The organism is Pseudomonas sp. GW821-FHT09C10 (assembly GCF_059418085.1).
On sequence record NZ_JBWKPE010000024.1, the window covers coordinates 13966 to 34720 of the forward strand.

Annotated in this window: 20 protein-coding genes; 14 read left to right on the plus strand and 6 right to left on the minus strand. The window is 61.5% G+C overall.

The genetic code is table 11. The features are described 5' to 3' along the window. Nucleotides 1-9: 9 nt before the first annotated feature. Genes AC07OT_RS30095 through AC07OT_RS30110 form a run of 4 tightly spaced genes read left to right on the plus strand, consistent with a single transcriptional unit; the run spans nt 10 to nt 3489 of the window. Nucleotides 10-930: a metal ABC transporter substrate-binding protein gene (locus AC07OT_RS30095; RefSeq protein WP_027607123.1), complete on the plus strand. Its 921-nt coding sequence runs from the start codon at nt 10-12 to the stop codon at nt 928-930. Then, entirely contained in the window at nt 927-1673 is a 747-nt protein-coding gene (locus AC07OT_RS30100) for a metal ABC transporter ATP-binding protein (protein WP_495109791.1), read from the plus strand. The genes AC07OT_RS30095 and AC07OT_RS30100 overlap by 4 nt, the downstream gene beginning before the upstream one ends. Then, nucleotides 1670-2569 (plus strand): metal ABC transporter permease, encoded by a 900-nt coding sequence (locus AC07OT_RS30105; protein ID WP_099584462.1) that lies wholly within the window; start codon nt 1670-1672, stop codon nt 2567-2569. Before AC07OT_RS30100 ends, AC07OT_RS30105 begins: the two co-directional genes overlap by 4 nt. Then, nucleotides 2569-3489: a metal ABC transporter solute-binding protein, Zn/Mn family gene (locus AC07OT_RS30110; protein ID WP_495109792.1), complete on the plus strand. Its 921-nt coding sequence runs from the start codon at nt 2569-2571 to the stop codon at nt 3487-3489. The genes AC07OT_RS30105 and AC07OT_RS30110 overlap by 1 nt, the downstream gene beginning before the upstream one ends. A 19-nt stretch (nt 3490-3508) precedes the next feature. Here the strand turns inward: AC07OT_RS30110 and AC07OT_RS30115 are convergent, their stop codons facing one another. Continuing rightward, on the minus strand, nt 3509-4222 hold the full coding sequence (locus tag AC07OT_RS30115; RefSeq protein WP_495109793.1) for a UTRA domain-containing protein: 714 nt from the start codon (nt 4220-4222) through the stop codon (nt 3509-3511). 347 nt (nt 4223-4569) lie between these two features. On the opposite strand from AC07OT_RS30115, the gene AC07OT_RS30120 reads away from it, so the two are divergent. The 6 genes from AC07OT_RS30120 to AC07OT_RS30145 all read left to right on the plus strand — a co-directional run bounded on the left by AC07OT_RS30120 (nt 4570) and on the right by AC07OT_RS30145 (nt 9941). Further along, complete coding sequence (locus AC07OT_RS30120; protein WP_027607118.1) at nt 4570-5646, plus strand: ABC transporter substrate-binding protein; 1077 nt, start codon at nt 4570-4572, stop codon at nt 5644-5646. Between the two features lie 189 nt (nt 5647-5835). Beyond that, a complete protein-coding gene (locus tag AC07OT_RS30125; protein ID WP_495109794.1) occupies nt 5836-6642 on the plus strand; it encodes an alkaline phosphatase family protein in 807 nt (268 codons plus the stop codon). Further along, nucleotides 6639-7484, plus strand: coding sequence for an ABC transporter permease (locus tag AC07OT_RS30130; RefSeq protein WP_495109795.1), 846 nt, complete (start codon nt 6639-6641; stop codon nt 7482-7484). Before AC07OT_RS30125 ends, AC07OT_RS30130 begins: the two co-directional genes overlap by 4 nt. Beyond that, on the plus strand, nt 7471-8271 hold the full coding sequence (locus tag AC07OT_RS30135; RefSeq protein ID WP_495109796.1) for an ABC transporter permease: 801 nt from the start codon (nt 7471-7473) through the stop codon (nt 8269-8271). The genes AC07OT_RS30130 and AC07OT_RS30135 overlap by 14 nt, the downstream gene beginning before the upstream one ends. Then, the gene (locus tag AC07OT_RS30140; RefSeq protein WP_092490276.1) at nt 8268-9257 is read left to right on the plus strand and encodes an ABC transporter ATP-binding protein; all 990 of its coding nucleotides are present in this window, start codon (nt 8268-8270) and stop codon (nt 9255-9257) included. The genes AC07OT_RS30135 and AC07OT_RS30140 overlap by 4 nt, the downstream gene beginning before the upstream one ends. Before the next feature lie 30 nt (nt 9258-9287). Further along, nucleotides 9288-9941 carry an HAD family hydrolase gene (locus tag AC07OT_RS30145; RefSeq protein WP_495103203.1) on the plus strand — a complete coding sequence of 218 codons (654 nt, stop codon included), beginning with the start codon at nt 9288-9290 and terminating at the stop codon, nt 9939-9941. Nucleotides 9942-10019: 78 nt separating this feature from the next. On the opposite strand, the gene AC07OT_RS30150 is transcribed toward AC07OT_RS30145, so the two are convergent. Next, a complete protein-coding gene (locus AC07OT_RS30150; RefSeq protein WP_495109797.1) occupies nt 10020-10982 on the minus strand; it encodes a zinc-binding dehydrogenase in 963 nt (320 codons plus the stop codon). Nucleotides 10983-11120: 138 nt separating this feature from the next. Between AC07OT_RS30150 and AC07OT_RS30155 the strand changes: the two genes are divergently transcribed. Then, nucleotides 11121-13202, plus strand: coding sequence for a carboxy terminal-processing peptidase (locus tag AC07OT_RS30155; RefSeq protein ID WP_174562728.1), 2082 nt, complete (start codon nt 11121-11123; stop codon nt 13200-13202). 118 nt (nt 13203-13320) lie between these two features. Then, nucleotides 13321-15090, plus strand: coding sequence for a bifunctional diguanylate cyclase/phosphodiesterase (locus AC07OT_RS30160; protein ID WP_495109798.1), 1770 nt, complete (start codon nt 13321-13323; stop codon nt 15088-15090). Here AC07OT_RS30160 and AC07OT_RS30165 read toward each other — a convergent pair. The 4 genes from AC07OT_RS30165 to bamJ all read right to left on the minus strand — a co-directional run bounded on the left by AC07OT_RS30165 (nt 15087) and on the right by bamJ (nt 17388). Then, the gene (locus AC07OT_RS30165; RefSeq protein ID WP_005786715.1) at nt 15087-15458 is read right to left on the minus strand and encodes a hypothetical protein; all 372 of its coding nucleotides are present in this window, start codon (nt 15456-15458) and stop codon (nt 15087-15089) included. The two genes, AC07OT_RS30160 and AC07OT_RS30165, sit on opposite strands and share 4 nt — an antisense overlap. After that, nucleotides 15455-15793 (minus strand): helix-turn-helix domain-containing protein, encoded by a 339-nt coding sequence (locus tag AC07OT_RS30170; RefSeq protein WP_065939991.1) that lies wholly within the window; start codon nt 15791-15793, stop codon nt 15455-15457. Before AC07OT_RS30170 ends, AC07OT_RS30165 begins: the two co-directional genes overlap by 4 nt. Nucleotides 15794-15886: 93 nt before the next feature. Further along, nucleotides 15887-16345 (minus strand): YkvA family protein, encoded by a 459-nt coding sequence (locus tag AC07OT_RS30175; RefSeq protein WP_027607108.1) that lies wholly within the window; start codon nt 16343-16345, stop codon nt 15887-15889. Nucleotides 16346-16656: 311 nt separating this feature from the next. Next, nucleotides 16657-17388, minus strand: a complete 732-nt coding sequence (gene bamJ / locus AC07OT_RS30180; protein WP_146478036.1) for a BamJ family beta-barrel-assembly machinery protein — start codon at nt 17386-17388, stop codon at nt 16657-16659. A gap of 258 nt (nt 17389-17646) precedes the next feature. Between bamJ and AC07OT_RS30185 the strand changes: the two genes are divergently transcribed. Beyond that, nucleotides 17647-19455 (plus strand): di-heme-cytochrome C peroxidase, encoded by a 1809-nt coding sequence (locus AC07OT_RS30185; protein WP_495109799.1) that lies wholly within the window; start codon nt 17647-17649, stop codon nt 19453-19455. Beyond that, nucleotides 19452-20618 carry a catalase family protein gene (locus tag AC07OT_RS30190; protein WP_495109800.1) on the plus strand — a complete coding sequence of 389 codons (1167 nt, stop codon included), beginning with the start codon at nt 19452-19454 and terminating at the stop codon, nt 20616-20618. The genes AC07OT_RS30185 and AC07OT_RS30190 overlap by 4 nt, the downstream gene beginning before the upstream one ends. Nucleotides 20619-20755: the final 137 nt, after the last annotated feature.

Below are 20755 nucleotides of genomic sequence, written 5' to 3' on the forward strand. Positions count from 1 at the left end.
CGATTGCCCATGTCTATTTCATCGCCCCTGTTGCGCGTGTTTCTGGTTGGCCTGTTCAGCCTGATACTCGCTCCCCTCGCGAATGCCGAAGCGGCCAAGCGCCTGCGTATCGGCATCACCCTGCACCCTTATTACAGCTACGTGGCCAATATCGTCGGCGACAAGGCCGACGTCGTGCCGCTGATCCCGGCCGGCTTCAATCCCCACGCCTACGAGCCACGCGCCGAAGACATCAAGCGCATCGGCACCCTGGATGTGATCGTGCTCAACGGCGTCGGCCATGACGATTTCGCCGACCGCATGATCGCCACCAGCGAGCGCCCGGACATCCCGGTGATCGAAGCCAACGCCAACGTGCCGCTGCTGGCGGCCACCGGCAACGCCGCGCGCGGTGCCGGCAAGGTGGTCAACCCGCACACCTTCCTGTCGATCAGCGCATCGATTGCCCAGGTCAACAACATCGCCCGCGAGCTGGGCAAGCTCGACCCGGACAATGCCAAGACTTACACCCAGAACGCCCGTGCCTACGGCAAACGCCTGCGGCAGATGCGCGCCGATGCCCTGGCCAAGTTGACCGGCGCACCCAACCCGGACCTGCGTGTCGCCACCGTGCACGCGGCCTACGATTACCTACTGCGCGAGTTCGGCCTGGAAGTCACCGCCGTGGTCGAGCCGGCCCACGGGATCGAGCCGAGCCCCAGCCAGTTGAAGAAGACCATCGACGAACTGCGTGCCCTGGACGTCAAGGTGATCTTCTCGGAGATGGATTTCCCCTCCACTTACGTCGACACCATCCAGCGCGAATCCGGGGTCAAGCTGTACCCGCTGTCGCATATTTCCTACGGCGAATACAGCGCTGAAAAATACGAAGTGGAAATGACCGGCAACCTTAACACCGTGGTACGGGCGATTCAGGAGTCCGGAGCATGACCGCAGCGCAGCAACTTAAGGTCGCGAGCGTCGGCCCGACCCTCGACTTCGACCAGGTGTCCCTGACCCTGGGCCGCACCGTGATCCTCGACGGCGTGAGCTTCCAGGTGCAGCCGGGCAGCATCCATGCGTTGGTGGGGCCGAATGGCGGCGGCAAAAGCTCGCTGATCAAGACCCTGCTGGGGCAGACACCGCACCTGGGACAACTGAGCCTGCAATGGCCGGGCACACCCGGCACCATCGGTTATGTGCCCCAGGCGCTGGAGTTCGACCGGGGCCTGCCGATGACGGTCGACGATTTCATGGCTGCCATGTGCCAGCGGCGCCCGGCGTTCCTGGGTTTGTCCAAACATTACGCCGCCGCGATTGGCGAGGCGCTGGAACGGGTCGGCATGCAGGACAAGCGCAAGCGGCGCATGGGCGCGCTGTCCGGCGGTGAGCGCCAGCGGGTGTTGTTGGCCCAGGGATTGATCCCGGCGCCACAGTTGCTGGTACTGGATGAACCGATGTCGGCCCTCGATGAAGCGGGCATCCAGGTGTTCGAACGCCTGCTCAATGACTGGCGCCTGGCCGGCATCACCGTGCTGTGGATCGAACACGACCTGGAAGCCGTGGGCCGCCTGGCCGACCGCGTCACCGGCCTGAACCGCCGCCTGCTGTTCGACGCCACGCCGAAAGAGGCGCTGACCCCGGACCGCCTGCTGACCCTGTTCTCTACCCACCCGCGGAGCCCGGCGCCATGAGTTATGAAGCGTTTCGCCTGATGGTCCAGGGCTGGGCCTCATCCGGTTACCTGCCGGAGGCACTGGCCTATGGTTTTGTGGTCAACGCCCTGCTCGCCGGTCTGCTCATCGGCCCGGTGCTGGGCGGGTTGGGCACGCTGGTGGTGGTCAAGCGCTTTGCGTTTTTCTCCGAAGCGGTCGGCCATGCCGCACTGACCGGCGTGGCCGTGGGCATCCTGCTGGGGGAGCCCTACACCGGGCCCTATGGCAGCCTGTTCGGTTACTGCCTATTGTTCGGCATCCTGCTCAACTACCTGCGCAACCGCACCGGCCTGGCGCCGGATACCTTGATCGGCGTGTTCCTGTCGGTGTCCCTGGCGCTGGGCGCCAGCCTGCTGCTGATCCTGGCGGGCAAGATCAACGTGCACATCCTCGAGAACGTGCTGTTCGGTTCGGTGCTGACGGTCAACGGTAACGACCTGCTGGTGCTGGCGATTGTCGGCTCACTGGTAATGGCCCTGGCGCTGCCGCTGTACAACCGCATCATGCTCGCCAGCTTCAACCCGCAATTGGCGGCGGTGCGTGGCGTGGCGGTGAAGACCCTGGACTACCTGTTCGTGATCCTGGTGACGCTGATCACCGTGGCGGCAGTCAAGGTCATCGGCGCCATCCTGGTGGGCGCGCTGCTGGTGATTCCGGCTGCGGCGGCACGCCTGCTGAGCCAGTCGCTCAAAGGCTTCTTCTGGATCTCGGTGGTGATCGCCACCGTCAGCACCCTGTGCGGGATCCTGTTGCCGATCATCTTCGACCTGCCCATCCCCTCCGGTGCCGCGATCATCTTGATGGCGGGTATCGCCTTCGCCCTTGCCGCCATCGCGCGCGGCACCGTGCCCAGCCTTAAAGGGAACCTTGGATAATGCGCTCCGTTCTTCAGCCTCTGGCCCTGGCCATCGCTTGCTTGATCACCACGCCGTTGATGGCGGCCGACGTGGGCAAACCTGCTGCACACGCGGCAAAACCGGTCAAAGTCCTGGCCTCGCTGCCGATCACCTATGGCCTGGCGCAGGTGCTGCTCAAGGGCACCGACGTGCAGCTCGAGCGCGCCGCGCCGGCCAACCTACCGGGCTCGCGACAGGTGTCGTACTTCACCGGCCGTGGCGCGCCGGCACTGAACAGCCTGGCCCAGGACGCCGACGCCGCCATCGGCGTGCGCTCGCTGTGGGCCGATGACCCGCTCTACCCCGTGGCACGGCGCAGCAATATCCGCATCGTCGAAATCGATGCGGCACGCCCGGTGGATGGCGGCCTGCCGGGCATCGCCGTGCAACCTGGCGTCGCCGATGGCTTGAACAGCCAGCCGTGGCAATCGAGCAACAACCTGGGGCGCATGGCCGATGTCCTGGCCGCCGACCTGAGCCGCCTGGCACCGGGCTCCAAGGCGAAGATCGACGCCAACCTGGCCGCCCTCAAGAAACGCCTGCTCAAGCTCAGCGCCGACAGTGAGGCGCGACTGGCCAAGGCGGACAACCTGAGTGTGGTCAGTTTGAGCGATCACTTTGCCTATCTGATCAGCAGTTTGAATCTGGAACTGCTCAGCACCGATGCCCGGCCCGACGCCGATTGGACGCCTGAGGCGTTACAGAAGCTCAGTGCCGAGCTGAAGGACAACGACGTGGCCGTGGTGCTGCATCATCGCCAGCCGAGTGACACAGTGAAAGCCGCCATCACGGCAGGCGGTTCAACGCTGCTGGTGTTGAACGTCGACGGCGCGGACCCGGTATCGGAGCTGGAGAACAATGTGGACCAAGTGATCAAGGCACTCACGCCGGATAGCTGAGTGACAGAGCCTTGGTGGGTTAAACCACATCCACGCCGACATGAATCGCATCATGCCGCCAGAATTCCAAGTCACAGTCGATCAAGCGCTGGTGCTGGTCATAATTGCCCCGGGCGATCCGCAAGCCCGGGCTGCCCACCGACACGCGCAATGCCGCCGCCGCTTCCACCGGCAATGAGGTCGGCACGATCTCGAAGCGCACCCGCCCGTAGTGCAAGTCGTACTTGCGCGCATACAACTCGGTCATCGACTGATTCAGGTCGCACTCAAGAATCCCCGGGAAATACTGCGGGTTCAGGTAGTGCTCCACATACAACACCAGCCGCCCGTCAATCCGCCGTCCCCGGCAGATCTGGATCACCCTGGACAACGCCGGCAGCTGCAACCACGCACACACCGCGGCCGAGGCCGGCTGCAGCCGCGCACTGATCACTTCGGTGGATGCCACACGCCCCTGGTCGTTGACCATGGCGTGAAAGTGGCTGCGCTGCATCAGGTTGTAGGCCAGGCGTGGCGGCGAAACGAACCAGCCCCGGCGCTCCTCGCGATAAATCTGCCCTTGGGCCTCCAGTTGTAACAAGGCTTCCCGCACGGTAATTCGAGTGGTACCAAACAACTCGCTGAGCTTGCGCTCGGCAGGCAGCTTGCTTGCAGGCGCCAACAGGCCGTGGTCGATCTGCTCTTGCAGCGCCAGCCCGATGGATGTCACCGCCTTGATTGCCTCATCACGCATCAACGTTACCTATCTGGACTAGACCAGCACTGTTCAGGTGCACAAACCGCTGCATAAATGGGCTTGCACGACTGCTTGCCAGCCTAGGCACTCCTGATGACCGACAGATGACAGTCCCTGTCCCGTCCCTGCACCACACCCTGCAATACATCGGCCAAGTCCAGTCGCTACGGGCACTTGAGCATGGTCTACGCTAAGTCTGCGCCGAGCGACATCAAGGTTTTAAAAACGACATCGACATGAAACTGTCATCCATCGCGTCTAGATTGGCTCAGGTATTGCTCTGACCTAGACCAACAACACCGTAGAAAACACCGCCGCGTTGAAAACGCCCAAAGGAGCTTCGGATGAAACAGCTTTTCCTGGCATCACTGTTAGGCTCGACAATTGCCATGTGCACCGCCGCCATGGCCGCTGATACCGATCTAAAAACCTTGGAAGCCGCCGCGAAAGCGGAAGGTGCCGTCAACAGCGTCGGCATGCCCGATGACTGGGCCAACTGGAAAGGCACCTGGGAAGACCTGGCCAAGACCTACGGCCTCAAGCACATCGACACCGACATGAGCTCGGCCCAGGAAATCGCCAAGTTCAAGGCCGAAAAAGACAACGCCAGCGCCGACATCGGCGACGTAGGCGCCGCCTTCGGCCCGATCGCGGTGAAGCAGGAAGTCACCCAGCCGTACAAGCCGTCCAACTGGGCCTCGGTGCCGGATTGGGCGAAAGACAAGGACGGTCACTGGGCCCTGGCCTACACCGGCACCATCGCGTTCATCGTCAACAAGAAGCTGCTGCACGGCTCCGAAGTCCCTACCAGTTGGGCGGACCTGCAAACCGGCAAATACAAAGTCTCGGTGGGTGACGTGAGTACTGCGGCCCAGGCCTCCAACGCCGTACTCGCCGCCGCCATCGCCAATAAAGGCGATGAAAAGAACATCGCCCCGGGCCTGCAATTCTTCACCAAGATCGCCCAGCAAGGTCGCCTCGGCCTGTCCAACCCGACCATCGCCACCATGGAAAAAGGCGAAGTCGAAGTGGGTATCGTCTGGGACTTCAACGGCCTGAGCTACAAAGCCAAGATGGCCAACCCGGATGACTACGTGGTGCTGATCCCATCGGACGGCTCGGTGAAATCCGGCTACACCACCATCATCAACAAATACGCCAAGCACCCGAACGCCGCCAAGCTGACCCGCGAATACATCTTCAGCGACGCCGGCCAACTCAACCTGGCGCGTGGCAACGCACGTCCGATCCGTGCCGAAACCGACCTGAAACTGCCGGCTGATATCGCCAAGAACCTGATCCCGGGCGAGCAGTACACCAAGGCCAACCCGCAGCCGATCAAGGATGCCGATGCCTGGGAAGCGACTTCCAAGAAGCTGCCGCAACTGTGGAACGAGCAGGTCATCGTAGAGATGAAGTAAGGGTTTATCCCACATTGGAGCTCCAGTGGAGATCCAATGTGGGAGGGGGCTTGCCCCCGATGACGGTGGATCAGCTAACAAATTCGTTGAATGACACACCGCTATCGGGGGCAAGCCCCCTCCCACATTTTTGACCCCGTTCCTCCAGAGGAATTGAGCCAAGTCAATCATTGCGGAGCGTCGCCCCCCATGAAACACCCCGTCATCCTTGTCGTGCTCGACGGCCTTAACTTCGAGGTTGCAAGGCACGCCATGGGGCACTTGCAGGCCTATGTCGGCGCAGGACGCGCAGCCCTCTACAAGCTGGAATGTGAACTGCCCGCCCTGTCCCGCCCACTGTACGAATGCATCCTCACCGGCGTGCCACCGATCCACAGCGGCATCGTCCACAACCAAGTCTCGCGCCTGTCCAACCAGCGCAGCATTTTCCATTACGCTACCGACGCCGGCCTTACCACCGCAGCGGCGGCTTACCATTGGGTCAGCGAGTTGTATAACCGCACGCCCTTTCTCGCCGCACGGGATCGTCATACCGACGACAAGACGCTGGCGATCCAGCACGGGCATTTCTACTGGAATGACCACTACCCGGATTCCCACCTGTTCGCCGACGCCGACAGCCTGCGGCTCAAGCATGCGCCGGACTTCATGGTGGTGCACCCGATGAACATCGACGACGCCGGCCACAAGCACGGCCTCGACACGCCGCAGTACCGCAACAGCGCACGCTCGGCCGACATCATCCTGGCCGACTACCTGCAAGCCTGGCTGGATGCGGGTTACCAGGTGCTGGTGACCGCCGACCACGGCATGAACAACGACCGCTCCCACAACGGCCTGCTGCCGGAAGAACGGGAGGTGCCGCTATTCGTCCTCGGCGATGCCTTCAGCCTGGATACCCAAGCCGCACCGAAACAGACCGAGCTGTGCGGCACCGTCTGCGAACTGCTGGGCGTACCCCACGACAAACCTGTGTGCCGGGAGTTACTGAAGTGAGTTCAATATCCCGCGGCAAATGGCTGGCCGTCCTGTGCCTGGTGCCTTTCGCACTGTTCTTTATCGTGTTCGAAATCGCCCCGCTGGTGTGGGTGCTGATCAATAGCCTGCAGACCGAAGACACCGGCTGGGGCCTGGACAACTTCACGCGCATCTTCAGTTCGAAGTTCTACCTGCAGGCCATCCAGTTCAGCCTGGAGATCAGCTTCTACTCGAGCATCTTCGGCATCATCATTGCCACGCTGGGCAGTTATTCCCTGCGCCGGGTGGATTCGCCGCTGCGCAACTTCGTCACCGCCTTCGCCAACATGACCAGCAACTTTGCCGGCGTGCCCCTGGCCTTCGCGTTCATCATCCTGCTGGGGTTCAACGGCAGCATCACCATCATGCTCAAGCAAGCCGGGATCATTCAGGACTTCAACCTGTACTCCAAGACCGGCCTGATCATCCTCTACACCTACTTCCAGATCCCCCTCGGCGTGCTGCTGCTCTACCCTGCCTTTGACGCCCTGCGCGAAGACTGGCGCGAGTCCGCTGCGTTACTGGGCGCCAATGGCTGGCAGTTCTGGCGGCATATCGGCCTGCCGGTGCTCACACCGGCGCTGCTGGGCACGTTCGTGATCCTGCTGGCCAATGCCCTGGGTGCCTATGCGACGGTCTACGCCCTGACCACCGGTAACTTCAACGTGCTGCCGATTCGTATCGCCGGCCTGGTGTCGGGGGATGTGTCCCTCGATCCAAACATGGCCAGCGCCCTGGCCGTGGTGCTGGTGGCGCTGATGACCGTGGTCACCGTGGTCCATCAACTGCTGCTCAAGAGGAGCTACCATGTCTCGCGCTGAAGCCGGCCCGGCCTCCCTCTACCACCGCGTGGTGGTGTACCTGTTGTTCGCGATCCTGGTGCTGCCGCTGATTGGCACCTTCGTCTACTCCATTGCCAGCAGTTGGTCAGCAACCATTCTGCCGGCGGGCTTCACGCTGAAGTGGTATGTGCAGCTGTGGAGCGACCCACGCTTCCTGATGGCCTTCGGGCAATCCTTGCTGGTGTGCGTGGGTGCGTTGATCCTGTCGGTGGTGTTGATTCTGCCGCTGTTGTTCGTGGTGCATTACCACTTTCCCAGGCTCGACGCCTTGATGAACATCCTGATCCTGCTGCCCTTCGCGGTACCGCCGGTGGTGTCGTCGGTGGGCCTTCTGCAACTGTACGGCTCCGGGCCGTTGGCGATGGTGGGCACGCCGTGGATCCTGATCGGCTGCTACTTCACCGTGGCGCTGCCGTTCATGTACCGGGCGATCACCAACAACCTGCAAGCCATCAACCTGCGCGACTTGATGGACGCCTCGCAACTGCTTGGCGCCAGCACCTGGCAAGCCGCGCTCTTCGTGGTGCTGCCCAACCTGCGCAAAGGCCTGATGGTGGCGCTGCTGCTGTCGTTCTCGTTCCTGTTCGGTGAGTTCGTGTTCGCCAATATCCTCGTGGGCACCCGTTACGAAACCCTGCAGGTGTACCTGAACAACATGCGCAACAGCAGCGGCCACTTCACCAGCGCCGTCGTGATTTCCTATTTCTTCTTTGTGCTGGTGCTGACCTGGGCCGCCAATATCTTGAACAAGGACAAAAGCCAATGAGCTTCGTCAGCGTCCAACACCTGCAAAAAGGCTACGCCGGCACCCCGGTGTTCAGTGATATCAACTGCGAAATCGCCAAGGGCGAGTTCGTCACCCTGCTCGGCCCATCCGGTTGCGGCAAGTCCACCCTGCTGCGCTGCATCGCCGGCCTGACCGCGGTGGACAGTGGGAAAATCCTGCTGGACGGCCAGGACATCGTTCCGCTGAGCCCACAGAAACGCAACATCGGCATGGTGTTCCAGAGCTACGCGCTGTTCCCCAACATGACCGTGGAACAAAACGTCGCCTTCGGCCTGCGCATGCAAAAAGTCAACGCCGATGACAGCCACAAGCGCGTGCAGGAAGTGCTGCAACTGGTGGAACTCAAGGACCTGGCCGGCCGCTACCCGCACCAGATGTCCGGCGGCCAGTGCCAGCGGGTGGCCCTGGCCCGCTCCCTGGTCACCCGCCCGCGCCTGTTGCTGCTGGATGAGCCGCTGTCGGCGCTGGATGCACGGATTCGCAAGCACCTGCGCGAACAGATCCGCCAGATCCAGCGCGAACTGGGCCTGACCACGATTTTCGTAACCCATGACCAGGAAGAGGCCCTGACCATGTCGGACCGGATCTTCCTGATGAACCAGGGCAAGATCGTGCAAAGCGGCGATGCCGAGACCCTCTACACCGCACCGGTGGATGTATTCGCCGCCGGTTTTATCGGCAACTACAACCTGCTGGACGCCGACAAGGCCAGCCAACTGCTGCAACGCCCGATCAGCGGGCGCATCGCGATTCGCCCGGAGGCCATCGAGCTGAGCCGCAACGGCGAACTCGACGCGCTGGTGCGCAGCCACAGCTTGCTGGGCAACGTGATTCGCTACCGCATCGAAGCCCGTGGCGTGGAATTGGTGGTGGACGTGCTCAACCGCTCGGCAGACGATCTGCACCCGGACGGCCAGCGCCTGGCACTTTCCATCGACCCCAGTGCGCTATGTGAAGTAGCCTGAGCCGCAGTGAATCTTGAGAGAGCGTAACGGATGGCATTGGTAATTTTTGATTTGGACGACACCCTGATCCACGGCGACTGCGCCACCCTCTGGAGCGAACAGATGGGGCGCCTGGGCTGGGTCGACCCGGCGTCGTTCATGGACAGGAACAACGAGCTGATGGACGCCTACAGCCGGGGCGAGCTGGCCATGGAAGACTTCATGGACTTCAGCCTGGAACCGATGATCGGCCGCACCCCGGAGGAAATCGAGCATTTGGTGGAGCCATGGGTCGAGGACGTGATTGAACCGCTGATCTACAGCGACGCCACCAAGACCATCGCCCGCCATCGGGCGAATGGCGACCGGATCCTGGTGATCTCCGCCTCGGGGACTCACCTGGTGAAACCGATTGCGGCGCGTATCGGCATTGATGAGGTGCTGGGGATTGAACTGGAAGTGAGTCATGGCGTGTACAGCGGCCGTACCGTCGGTGTACTGACCTACCGCGAAGGCAAGATCACGCGTTTGCTGGAATGGTTGGAGCAGGAAGGTGAGACGCTGGACGGCGCGTATTTCTATTCGGATTCGCGCAATGACTTGCCGTTGTTGCTGAAGGTGGAGCACCCGCAGGTGGTGAACCCGGATCCGGTATTGCGCGAGCATGCCGAGAAGGCCGGCTGGCCAATCCACCACTGGGTCTGACACCGCCTATCCCGACTTGAAATCCAATCAAATGTGGGAGCAAGCCCCCTCCCACATTGAACCTATTCCAATCCGGGATCAGGTGAGGCTTTCGTCAATCACCAACACCAGCTTCCCGGCGATCTGGTTAGTCGCCAGCTCCGCAAACGCCGCCTCGGCATCCTTGATCGGGAACGTCCTGGCCAATTGCGGGCTCAGGCGACCTTCGGCAAACAACGGCCATACATGCTGGCTCAGGTCGCTGAACAGGTCGGCCTTGAACTGATCGTCACGGCTGCGCAGGGTCGAACCCAGCAGTTGCACACGCTTAGCCAGCATCTGGGCCAGGTCCAGTTGCGCCTCGCGGCCGCCCATCAAGCCGATCAACACCCAGCGACCGTCCAGCGCCAGCAGCTTGAGGTCCAGCGCGGCGTAGTTGCCGCCGACCGGATCGAGGATCACATCGAATGGCCCGAAATCCCGCAGCCCTTCGATACCGTCAGTGCGTACTACGCCGCCCTGGGCGCCCAGGTCTTCACAGTAGGCCAGGCGCTGCGCCGAGCCGACGCTGACCCAGCACGGGCTGCCAAATGCCTTGCACAGCTGGATGGCCGCCGAGCCCACGCCACTGGCGCCGGCGTGCAGCAACACTTTCTCACCGGGCTTGAGGCCCGCCAGTTGGAACAGATTGAGCCACGCGGTGCTGTACACCTCCGGCAGCGCCGCCGCTTCGACCAGCGACAGACCTTCCGGTACCGGCAGCACATGACGTGCATCCACCACCACTTCTTCGGCCATGCCGCCACCGGCCAGCAGTGCACAGACGCGATCGCCCACCTGCCAGGACGAACCCGGGCCCACTTCGCTGATCACCCCGGAACACTCCAGGCCCAGCACGGCACTGGCGCCAGGCGGTGGCGGATAGAGCCCTGCACGCTGCAATAAATCGGCGCGATTAAGGCCCGCAGCCGCCACGCGAATGCGAACTTGGCCTACATCACATGTAGGACTGGGTTCGTCCAACCACGCCACATGACCTTCAACGCCTTGCAATGCTTTCACAGTGCCTCCATAGTGAGTCTGGACTGAGCCCGTAGCAGTAGCGCCGGGCTTTTTGCATTATGCGACCGGCCCCTATGGAACCGGCAACTTCAAAGACGGCCTAATATGCGTTATCAATTGCCCCCGCGTCGAATCAGCATGAAGCATCTGTTCCCCAGCACCGCCCTCGCTCTTTTCATTGGTATCGGCTTCGCGTCGATGTCGACCAATACGTTCGCAGCCAACAGCTGGGACAACCTTCAGCCAGACCGCGATGAGGTGATTGCCAGCCTTAACGTCGTCGAGTTGCTCAAACGTCATCACTACAGCAAGCCGCCGCTGGACGACGCCCGCTCGGTGATCATCTACGACAGCTACCTCAAGCTGCTGGATCCGTCGCGCAGCTACTTCCTGGCCAGCGATATCGCTGAGTTCGACAAGTGGAAGACGCAGTTCGACGACTTCCTTAAGAGCGGCGACCTGCAGCCCGGCTTCACCATCTACAAGCGCTACCTGGATCGCGTAAAAGCGCGTCTGGACTTCGCCTTGGGTGAGTTGGACAAGGGTGTCGACAAGCTCGACTTCACCCAGAAGGAAACCCTTCTGGTGGACCGCAAGGACGCGCCTTGGCTGACCAGCACCGCCGCCCTCGACGACCTGTGGCGCAAACGCGTCAAGGACGAAGTGCTGCGCCTGAAGATCGCCGGCAAAGAGCCCAAGGCTATCCAGGAGCTGTTGACCAAGCGCTACAAGAATCAACTGGCGCGTCTGGACCAGACCCGCGCAGAAGACATCTTCCAGGCCTACATCAACACCTTCGCGATGTCCTACGATCCGCACACCAATTATCTGTCGCCAGATAACGCGGAAAACTTCGATATCAACATGAGTCTGTCCCTGGAAGGCATCGGTGCCGTCCTGCAAAGCGACAATGACCAGGTGAAGATCGTGCGTCTGGTGCCGGCCGGTCCGGCAGACAAGACCAAGCAGGTTGCGCCTGCCGACAAGATCATCGGTGTGGCCCAGGCCGACAAAGAGATGGTCGATGTGGTCGGCTGGCGCCTGGACGAAGTGGTCAAGCTGATCCGCGGGCCGAAAGGCAGCGTGGTGCGCCTGGAAGTGATTCCGCACACCAATGCACCGAACGACCAGACCAGCAAGATCGTGTCCATCACCCGTGAAGCGGTGAAGCTCGAAGACCAGGCCGTGCAGAAGAAAGTCCTCAACCTCAAGCAGGATGGCAAGGACTACAAGCTGGGTGTGATTGAAATCCCGGCCTTCTACCTGGACTTCAAGGCCTTCCGCGCCGGTGACCCGGACTACAAGTCCACCACCCGCGACGTGAAGAAAATTCTTACCGAGCTGCAAAAGGAAAAAGTCGACGGCGTGGTCATCGACCTGCGCAACAACGGCGGCGGTTCCCTGCAGGAAGCCACCGAGCTGACCAGCCTGTTTATCGACAAGGGCCCGACCGTGTTGGTACGCAACGCTGACGGCCGTGTCGACGTACTCGAGGACGAGAACCCGGGCGCCTTCTACAAAGGCCCGATGGCGTTGCTGGTCAACCGTCTGTCGGCTTCGGCTTCGGAGATTTTCGCCGGCGCCATGCAGGACTACCACCGCGCGTTGATCATCGGCGGCCAGACCTTCGGCAAAGGCACCGTGCAGACCATCCAGCCGCTGAACCATGGCGAGCTCAAGCTGACGCTGGCCAAGTTCTACCGGGTATCCGGGCAGAGCACCCAGCATCAGGGCGTACTGCCGGACATCGATTTCCCGTCGATCATCGACACCAAGGAAATCGGCGAAAGCGCCCTGCCGGAAGCCATGCCATGGGACACCATTCGTCCTGCGATCAAGCCGGCCTCGGACCCGTTCAAGCCGTTCCTCGCGCAGTTGAAGGCTGACCACGATACCCGCTCCGCCAAGGATGCCGAGTTTGTGTTCATCCGCGACAAGCTGGCCCTGGCCAAGAAGTTGATGGAAGAAAAAACCGTCAGCCTCAATGAAGTGGACCGTCGTGCACAGCACTCCGACATCGAAAACAAGCAACTTGCCTTGGAAAACATCCGCCGCAAGGCCAAGGGTGAAGAACCCCTCAAGGAGCTGAAGAAAGAAGACGAGGATGCGCTGCCGACCGAAGCGGATAAAACCAAGCCGGAAGACGACGCTTACCTGGCCGAGAGCGGCCGGATCCTGCTGGACTACCTGAAAATCACCAAACAGGTGGCCAAGCAGTAAATGATGGCTATTTAATGTGATCGCTCCTTGGAGTGTCATCATATAGACATCATTCTGTCGTGAAATGAAGGACCGTCGGCGTAACGCCCGCGGTCCTTTTTTTTCGATCGAGATCGCCATGACTATGACCGAACAGCTGAGTGCATTGGGCTCTATCCTGGCTCAAGGCAGTTTGCACAGCCTGTTCCAGCCCATTATCTGTCTGTCGGAACGGCGCATCCTTGGCTACGAGGCCCTCAGCCGCGGCCCGTCGAACAGCCCGCTGCACTCCCCCATCGCGCTGTTCTCGGTGGCGCGCCATGCCGGACGCCTCAGCGAACTGGAAATGGCCTGCCGCGAAAGCGCCTGCCGCCGCTTCAGCGAGCAAAAGCTGCCGGGCAAGCTGTTCCTGAATGTCTCGCCGGAATCCTTGATGGAGACCGCTCATCAACCGGGCCGCACCCTGCAATTGCTGCGCGACTTCGGCATCCCGCCAAGCCAGGTGGTGATCGAACTCACCGAGCAGACCCCCACCGACGATTTCGACCTGCTGCAAACCGCCCTGCACCATTACCGCAACATGGGCTTTTCGATTGCCTTGGATGACTTGGGTGCCGGCTATTCCAGCCTGCGCTTGTGGTCGGAGCTGCGCCCGGATTACGTGAAGATCGATCGCCACTTTATCGACGGTATCCATCAGGACGCGCTCAAGCGTGAGTTTGTCGGCTCTATCCTGCAGATCGCCAGGGCCTCACGGGCCCAGGTGATCGCCGAGGGCATCGAATTGCCGGAAGAGCTGGCGGTATTGACCGAAATGGGCGTCGACCTGGTCCAGGGTTACCTGCTCTGCCGTCCACAGGAGCAGCCGCCACAGGAAGCGCGCCAGATGCTGCCCAAGCCCGACCAGGCCAATGTGGCCCTCAGCGAAGAAGCCGGCGACCTCAGCGCTCTGCTCAGCGAACAACCGGCGGTCGATCAGGACACCGCCACCGCCCAGGTGTTGGAGGCGTTCCGCCGCCAGGCTAACCTTAACTCCCTGGCGGTTCTGGATGGACGCGGCCACCCGGTAGGGATCGTGCACCGGCATTCACTCTCCGATGCGCTGCTCAAGCCGTTTGCCACCGACCTGTTTGCGCGCAAGCCCATCAGCCGGCTGATGAGTACGGATTTTCTGGCGGTGGAGTTGAGCCAGTCGCTGCAACAGGTCAGCCGCCTGCTGACCAGCCGCGCCCGGCAACGTATCGAAGAAGATTTCATCATCACCCTCAATGGCGACTACCTGGGCCTGGGCCGGGTGATCGATGTACTCAAGCTGATCACCGAACTGAAAATCCAGCAGGCGCGCTATGCCAACCCGCTGACCCTGCTGCCCGGCAACGTGCCGATCCAGCAGTGCCTGACGCGGCTGTTGCAGCAACAGCGGGAATCGGTGATCTGCTACGTGGATATCGACAGCTTCAAGCCGTTCAACGACATCTACGGCTACGGGCGTGGGGATGAGGTGTTGCTGTGCCTGGCGCAGTGCCTGAACGACCGGGTCGACCCCAGCCGCGACTTTGTCGGGCATATCGGTGGCGATGATTTTCTGCTGGTATTGGGGCCACAGGATTGGCGCAAGCGGCTCAACCAACTGCTGGACGATTTCCATACCCAGTGCCGGCGCTTCTACCGCGCCGAGCACCTCGACGCCGGCTGCTTCGTGGCGCTGAACCGCCAGGGCGTACGCCAGGAGTTTGCGTTGCTGTCACTGTCGATCGGGGTGGTGCATTTGTATCCACAGGCCTGTGGACAACTCGATGCCAGCCAGCTGGCGGAGCTGGCCTCACAGGCCAAGCATCATGCCAAGGACATGGCCGGCTACAGCATCCATGTGATCGACAGCATGGACATCCTGGCCCAGGCGCTTTAAGCCTCGGCAGACTCCGGATACTCGTATTCGAATACCCGCACCACTTCCGAGGCATGCCAGGAGGCGGCGGCCACGCCATCGGACGGCCCGCTGAAACGCCCCAGGCGCTCCACACATTCAAAGAACCCGGTACGCGGCAGGCGACTGGCGCCCTGGCTGATCACCAGGGAACTGCGCAACGGTTGCTCGGCCTTGGCGTCCAGCGCCGCCAGGTGCTCCAGGGCAGCGGCCAGGGTTTGCATCGCCGGCGTCGGAAATTGCAGGCGCTCCAACAGTGCCCGGTAGGTCAGCAGATGGCGCTGGCGGCGCGCCTGGTCCAGTTCGTTAAGTAACCCATCCCAATGTTGACGACTGATACGTAGGCTCAAGATTCATCCCTCCACCCTGTAACGCCCAATTCCCAGGCCAGGCTGCGGCGGATTGCGGCATCCGGCTGACGTTCACCACTTTCGATCAATCCTAGATACGAGGGGCTGATGCCCACGGTGCGGGCCAACGCTTCAATCGCCAGGCCCTTGGCTTCACGCAAGCCGCGCAGGTCTGCGAGCGGGCGCAAAACCTGGTCAGGCGCGGCTTGGACAGTAGAAGAAGGCGTCGGTGAAGGCTGTTGCTGACCGGCGGCTTTTAGCAGCGCCTGGTACTGATCCCATGGCAACACCGCATACTCGGGTTCGCCATTGCGTGAAATTATCTGAATATCCATGACCGCCCCGTAGGATAACTGCACTTACTGAGTAAGCTCTTTCCTTAGGAGTGTAATCCTAACAGCCACAAAGGTCGCAGGGGGATAGCCACGTCATCCGTTTTTTTGCGGGTTTTCCTTGGCCAGCAAGGCCGGGGTCGCAGGCAAGCGCTCAACCACCGCGAGTTTTTCCGGGCGTTGTGCGTCACGCCAGGCGCGAAACGCGCTCAGTTCGCCTTCCAGGGTCTTCATGACCCATGCCAGTACCGCGATGTCATCGAGCATGCCGAACATAGGGATAAAGTCCGGGATCGCATCAATCGGACTGAGGAAATACATCAACCCCGCCACCACAGAGATCAGCGCCTTTGGGCTGATGGCCCGGTACTCGCCACGCCAATAGGCCAGGCACAGGGATTGAAGCAGTTTGAGATCATCCTTGAGCTTACCCAGGCGGTTGCCCTGGCTGGAGCCTTTGGCGGCGACAGCGAACAGCAGGGTCGGCAAACGTCCACGGCCCAGCAAGCGTGCAGCCATGGGCAGGAAACGGGTGAAATTGAAGGGTGGTTTCATCTGTCACTCCAGTTCCATCAAACAGAAAGGTTATCCACACAAATTGTGGATAACCTTGTGAACAGAGCCTGTTTTACCGGCTGAAAGCCACGGTCTACAAGGCTTCCAGTCAGATCGGGCGTTTTTTGCGCACATCAAAAAAACCCAAGATTTCATTGACTTGGCGCAGATGTGCCGATACCCGTACTCGAGTCTTACATCAGACTGTTACCGCGTACGGGCGTTCGATCGGATGTCTACAGGTACTGATTTGAAAACCCCGAAAACAACAACGCCCCGTCAAGACGGGGCGTTGTGTGTTCAAGCGCCGATTACTTCTTGGCGGCAGGTGCAGCAGGGGCGTCAGCCTTGGCTGGGTCCTTGATGGCCAGCAGTTCCAGGTCGAATACCAGCACCGAGTTGGCCGGGATTGCCGGACTCGGGCTCTGGGCGCCGTAGGCCAGGTCGGACGGGATGTACAACTCGACCTTCTCGCCAACGTGCATCAGTTGCAGGCCTTCGACCCAGCCAGGAATCACGCCGCTGACCGGCAGGTCAATCGGGCTGCCGCGATCCACGGAGCTGTCAAAGGTGGTGCCGTTGGTGAGCTTGCCGGTGTAGTGAACAGTCACCACGTCAGTCGGCTTAGGCTGTGGGCCGTCGGCTTTCTTGGTGATCTTGTACTGCAGGCCGGAAGCCGTGGTGACGACGCCGTCTTTCTTGGCGTTGTCTTCGAGGAATTTCTTGCCGGCGGCTGCCGACTCTTCGCTCATTTTGGTCATGCGTTCTTCAGCACGCTTCTGCAGTGCGGCAAACGCTTCAACCAGTTCGTCGTCTTTGAGCTTCTGCTCTTTCTTGCCGACGGCATCTTCGATGCCCTGGGCTACCGCTTTGGAATCCAGGTCATCCATGCCTTCCTGAGCAAGGCTTTTGCCCATGTTCAGGCCGATGCCGTAGGAAGCTTTCTGCGCCGGGGTTTTCAGCTCTACGCTGGTCTGCGAATCACAACCCGCAAGTACCAGGCTAACCAGGGCCACCGCCGCCGCCAACCGATGCTGTTTCATGCTATTTCCTTGTTCATGCGCCAAAAGGGCATTCGAATAAAGTCGCGAGCTTATCAGGCGGCCACGACCAATGGCTACCGGCATGTGAGCAGGAAACTTCCGATAAGTTCACGTGTTTAAAAGCATTTTCATTCATTATGGGAGCCCGCGACGGATCGCGGGACCGCCTCTCATCTGACTCATGGCCACTTGCCGCACCCGTGGCGTAGTGGCATAACAACGCGACCACTCGACAAGGCCGAGACAAGGATAGCCATCTTGCGCATTTTTTCCCGTGTTTTACTGCTGATACTCATCGCGCTGGGCCTGATCCTGGCCGTGGTGCTGTACTACACCGTCAACCCCAGGCTGCCCGACTACGTGCCGGTGGAACAGGTGCACTACCAGGACCAATGGAGCGCCGCCGACCGCCAGACCTATTACTTCACGCCCCAGGGCACCCAAGTAAAAGGCCTGCACTACAACTGGTTCACCGCCCTGGAACTGCCGTTCTCAGAGCGGCGTTTTGCCACGCCGGAGTACCTGGCGCGCTTCGGTTTCCTGGTGGACCCCAAGCAGGTACCCACTACGCAAAACCCCGGCAACCTGCCCGTGGGGTTCGCCCGGCACAAGAACGCCGACAGTAACGTCGAATACCTGGATATTACCTGTGCCGCCTGCCATACCGGCGAATTGCACTTCAAGGGCCAGGCCCTGCGTATCGACGGCGGCTCGGCCCAACACGTACTGCCCTCCAGCGTACCCACCTTGCGCGGTGGCAGTTTCGGCCAGGCCCTGGTCGCCAGCCTCGCCGCCACCTACTACAACCCCTGGAAATTCGAGCGGTTTGCCCGCCAGGTGCTGGGGGATCGCTACGATGCCGAGCACAGCCAGTTGCGCGAGGACTTCAAACAGTCGCTGAACCAGTTCCTCAAGGTCGCCTGGAACGACACCCACCGCGGCCTCTACCCCACCGAAGAGGGCCCGGGCCGCACCGACGCCTTTGGCCGAATCGCCAATGCCAGCTTTGGCGATGCCATTTCGCCAGACAACTACCGCGTCGCCAATGCGCCGGTGGACTACCCGCAGCTGTGGGACATTTGGACCTTCGACTGGGTGCAATGGAACGGCTCGGCCCAGCAACCCATGGCGCGTAATATCGGTGAAGCCCTCGGTGTAGGCGCGACATTGAGCTTTTTCGACGCCGCCGGCCAACCGCTTCAGGGCGGTGCGCGCTACCCGTCGAGCGTCAGGGTGCGTGACCTCAACCGGATCGAAGAAACCCTGCAACGCCTAAAACCACCGACCTGGCCCGAGGATTTGTTCGGTCCCGTCGACAAGCCCCTCGCCGCCCAGGGCCGTGCACTGTTCGCCGAGAACTGCGCCGGCTGCCATGTGCCGGCCGTCACCGAGGAAAATGGCCGCCCGGTGCAGCAACTGAAAATGCTGCCGGTGGAGTACATCGGCACCGACCCCGGCACCGCCAGCAACATTGCCGACCAGCGCTATGACCTCAGCGCCCTGCAGTGGGACCCGGCGGAACTGGCCAAGCTCAATGTCGAACTGCACCCCACCCCCACCGAGCCGCTGGACCTGAAGAAAATGTCCGTGGCCAAGGGCCTGGCCTACGTCACCGCCTTCGTCGAAGACCACGCCTACCGCGCCGCCGGCGTCACCGCGGCCGAGCGCCCGCGCCTGGATGGCTACGGCCTGCCCATTGGCGTGCGCGAGTTGCGTGCCTACAAGGCCCGTCCGCTGGCCGGTGTATGGGCGACCCCGCCGTTCCTGCACAACGGCTCGGTGCCGACGATCTACCAGTTGCTCTCGCCCCAGGACGAGCGCAGCACCACCTTCTATAAAGGCACCTTCAACTACGACCCGCGTCACCTGGGCTTTGAGACCGCAGCGTTCAAGAATGCCTTCCTGTTCGATACCAAACTCACCGGCAACCACAACAGCGGCCACGAATTCCGTGCCGGCAAGCGTGGCAATGGCGTTATCGGCCGCAGCTTGCTGCCGCAGGAACGCTGGGCACTGCTGGAATACCTCAAAGTGCTGGGCGGCCCGCTGGAGCAACAACTGCCATGATGATCCGATCTCGATACGACCAACCTTCCCTGCTCGCCCGCCTGTGGCTGGGCCTTGGCCGGTTTCTCGGCAAGACCCTGCTGTGGCTTGTCGGCCTGGGCCTGCTCGGCTGGCTGGCGAGCACGGCGTGGTTTGCCTGGCAGCACAGCGGCCCGGTGTCGCCGGACGAACAGATCCCTGCAGGTGAAGCGGCAATGACCCAGGGCATTATCCAGACCGCCGTGCGCATCGTTGACCAGCATCGCGAAGGCACCCGCTACCTGCGCGATGCACACGCCAAGGCCCATGGTTGCGTGAAAGCCGAAGTCAGTGTGCTGGCCGATCTCGACCCGGCGTTGCGCCAGGGCGTATTTGCCGAACCAGGCAAGACCTGGCAGGCCATGATGCGGTTGTCCAACGGCAACGCCTACCCGCAGTTCGACAGCATCCGCGATGCCCGGGGCATGGCGCTCAAGCTGCTGGACGTGCCGGGCAAACAATTGCTCGCCGACCAGCAGGCCCGCACGGAACAGGACTTCGTGATGTTCAGCCACCCGAATTTCTTTGTCAGCGATGTGGCGGAGTACGCGCAGAACATCGGCGCCCAGGCGGATGGCAAGAAAGTCCTGGCGTTCTTCCCCAAGGCCGACCCGCGCAGCTGGCAGGTGCGTCACCTGTTTATCGCTCTGGCAACCCTGGCACCCGCACCGGCCAGCCCGACGCAGACCACCTATTTTTCGGTATCGCCCTACAAGTTCGGCGCGGCCAATGCCAAGTTCCGCGTCGCGCCCGACCCACAGGGCTGCCCGGAATACGCCCTGCCCAAGCAGAACCAGGACCTGCCGAACTTCCTGCGCAGCGCCTTGAGCCAGCAGCTGTCCACCGACCGCGTGCCGGCATGTTTCGTGTTGCAGATCCAGCGGCAGAACCCGCAGAAGTTCATGCCGATCGAAGACACCAGCATCGAGTGGAAGGAGAGCGATGCGCCCTACGAGAGCGTAGCCAGGGTGCGGATCCCGGCCCAGGATTTCGATACGCCCGAGCAGAACCTGGCGTGCGACAACCAGTCGTTCAACCCATGGTTTGGCGTAGCCGAGCATCGGCCCATCGGTGGTATCAATCGCTTGCGCAAGGCGGTGTACGAAGCCGTCAGCGATTACCGCCACAGCCGCAACGCCCCGTAAAGACTGCGTAACAATGGCCCCGGTGCCGTAAGGATCGCGTCGGGTCTATTGAGCCGTTTTCGCCGTGCCTCTACCGTGACTACCTACCCCATCACGTAGGAAGTCCACCGTGGAAAGCGCAACCCTCGGCATGATCG

Excerpts from the sequence above, each read along its gene's own strand:
- AC07OT_RS30095 (WP_027607123.1), top strand. The coding sequence starts at position 10 with ATGTCTATTTCATCGCCCCTGTTGCGCGTGTTTCTGGTTGGCCTGTTC.
- AC07OT_RS30100 (WP_495109791.1), top strand. The coding sequence starts at position 927 with ATGACCGCAGCGCAGCAACTTAAGGTCGCGAGCGTCGGCCCGACCCTC.
- AC07OT_RS30105 (WP_099584462.1), top strand. The coding sequence starts at position 1,670 with ATGAGTTATGAAGCGTTTCGCCTGATGGTCCAGGGCTGGGCCTCATCC.
- AC07OT_RS30110 (WP_495109792.1), top strand. The coding sequence starts at position 2,569 with ATGCGCTCCGTTCTTCAGCCTCTGGCCCTGGCCATCGCTTGCTTGATC.
- AC07OT_RS30115 (WP_495109793.1), bottom strand. The coding sequence starts at position 4,222 with ATGCGTGATGAGGCAATCAAGGCGGTGACATCCATCGGGCTGGCGCTG.
- AC07OT_RS30120 (WP_027607118.1), top strand. The coding sequence starts at position 4,570 with ATGAAACAGCTTTTCCTGGCATCACTGTTAGGCTCGACAATTGCCATG.
- AC07OT_RS30125 (WP_495109794.1), top strand. The coding sequence starts at position 5,836 with ATGAAACACCCCGTCATCCTTGTCGTGCTCGACGGCCTTAACTTCGAG.
- AC07OT_RS30135 (WP_495109796.1), top strand. The coding sequence starts at position 7,471 with ATGTCTCGCGCTGAAGCCGGCCCGGCCTCCCTCTACCACCGCGTGGTG.
- AC07OT_RS30140 (WP_092490276.1), top strand. The coding sequence starts at position 8,268 with ATGAGCTTCGTCAGCGTCCAACACCTGCAAAAAGGCTACGCCGGCACC.
- AC07OT_RS30145 (WP_495103203.1), top strand. The coding sequence starts at position 9,288 with ATGGCATTGGTAATTTTTGATTTGGACGACACCCTGATCCACGGCGAC.
- AC07OT_RS30155 (WP_174562728.1), top strand. The coding sequence starts at position 11,121 with ATGAAGCATCTGTTCCCCAGCACCGCCCTCGCTCTTTTCATTGGTATC.
- AC07OT_RS30160 (WP_495109798.1), top strand. The coding sequence starts at position 13,321 with ATGACTATGACCGAACAGCTGAGTGCATTGGGCTCTATCCTGGCTCAA.
- AC07OT_RS30170 (WP_065939991.1), bottom strand. The coding sequence starts at position 15,793 with ATGGATATTCAGATAATTTCACGCAATGGCGAACCCGAGTATGCGGTG.
- AC07OT_RS30175 (WP_027607108.1), bottom strand. The coding sequence starts at position 16,345 with ATGAAACCACCCTTCAATTTCACCCGTTTCCTGCCCATGGCTGCACGC.
- bamJ (WP_146478036.1), bottom strand. The coding sequence starts at position 17,388 with ATGAAACAGCATCGGTTGGCGGCGGCGGTGGCCCTGGTTAGCCTGGTA.
- AC07OT_RS30190 (WP_495109800.1), top strand. The coding sequence starts at position 19,452 with ATGATGATCCGATCTCGATACGACCAACCTTCCCTGCTCGCCCGCCTG.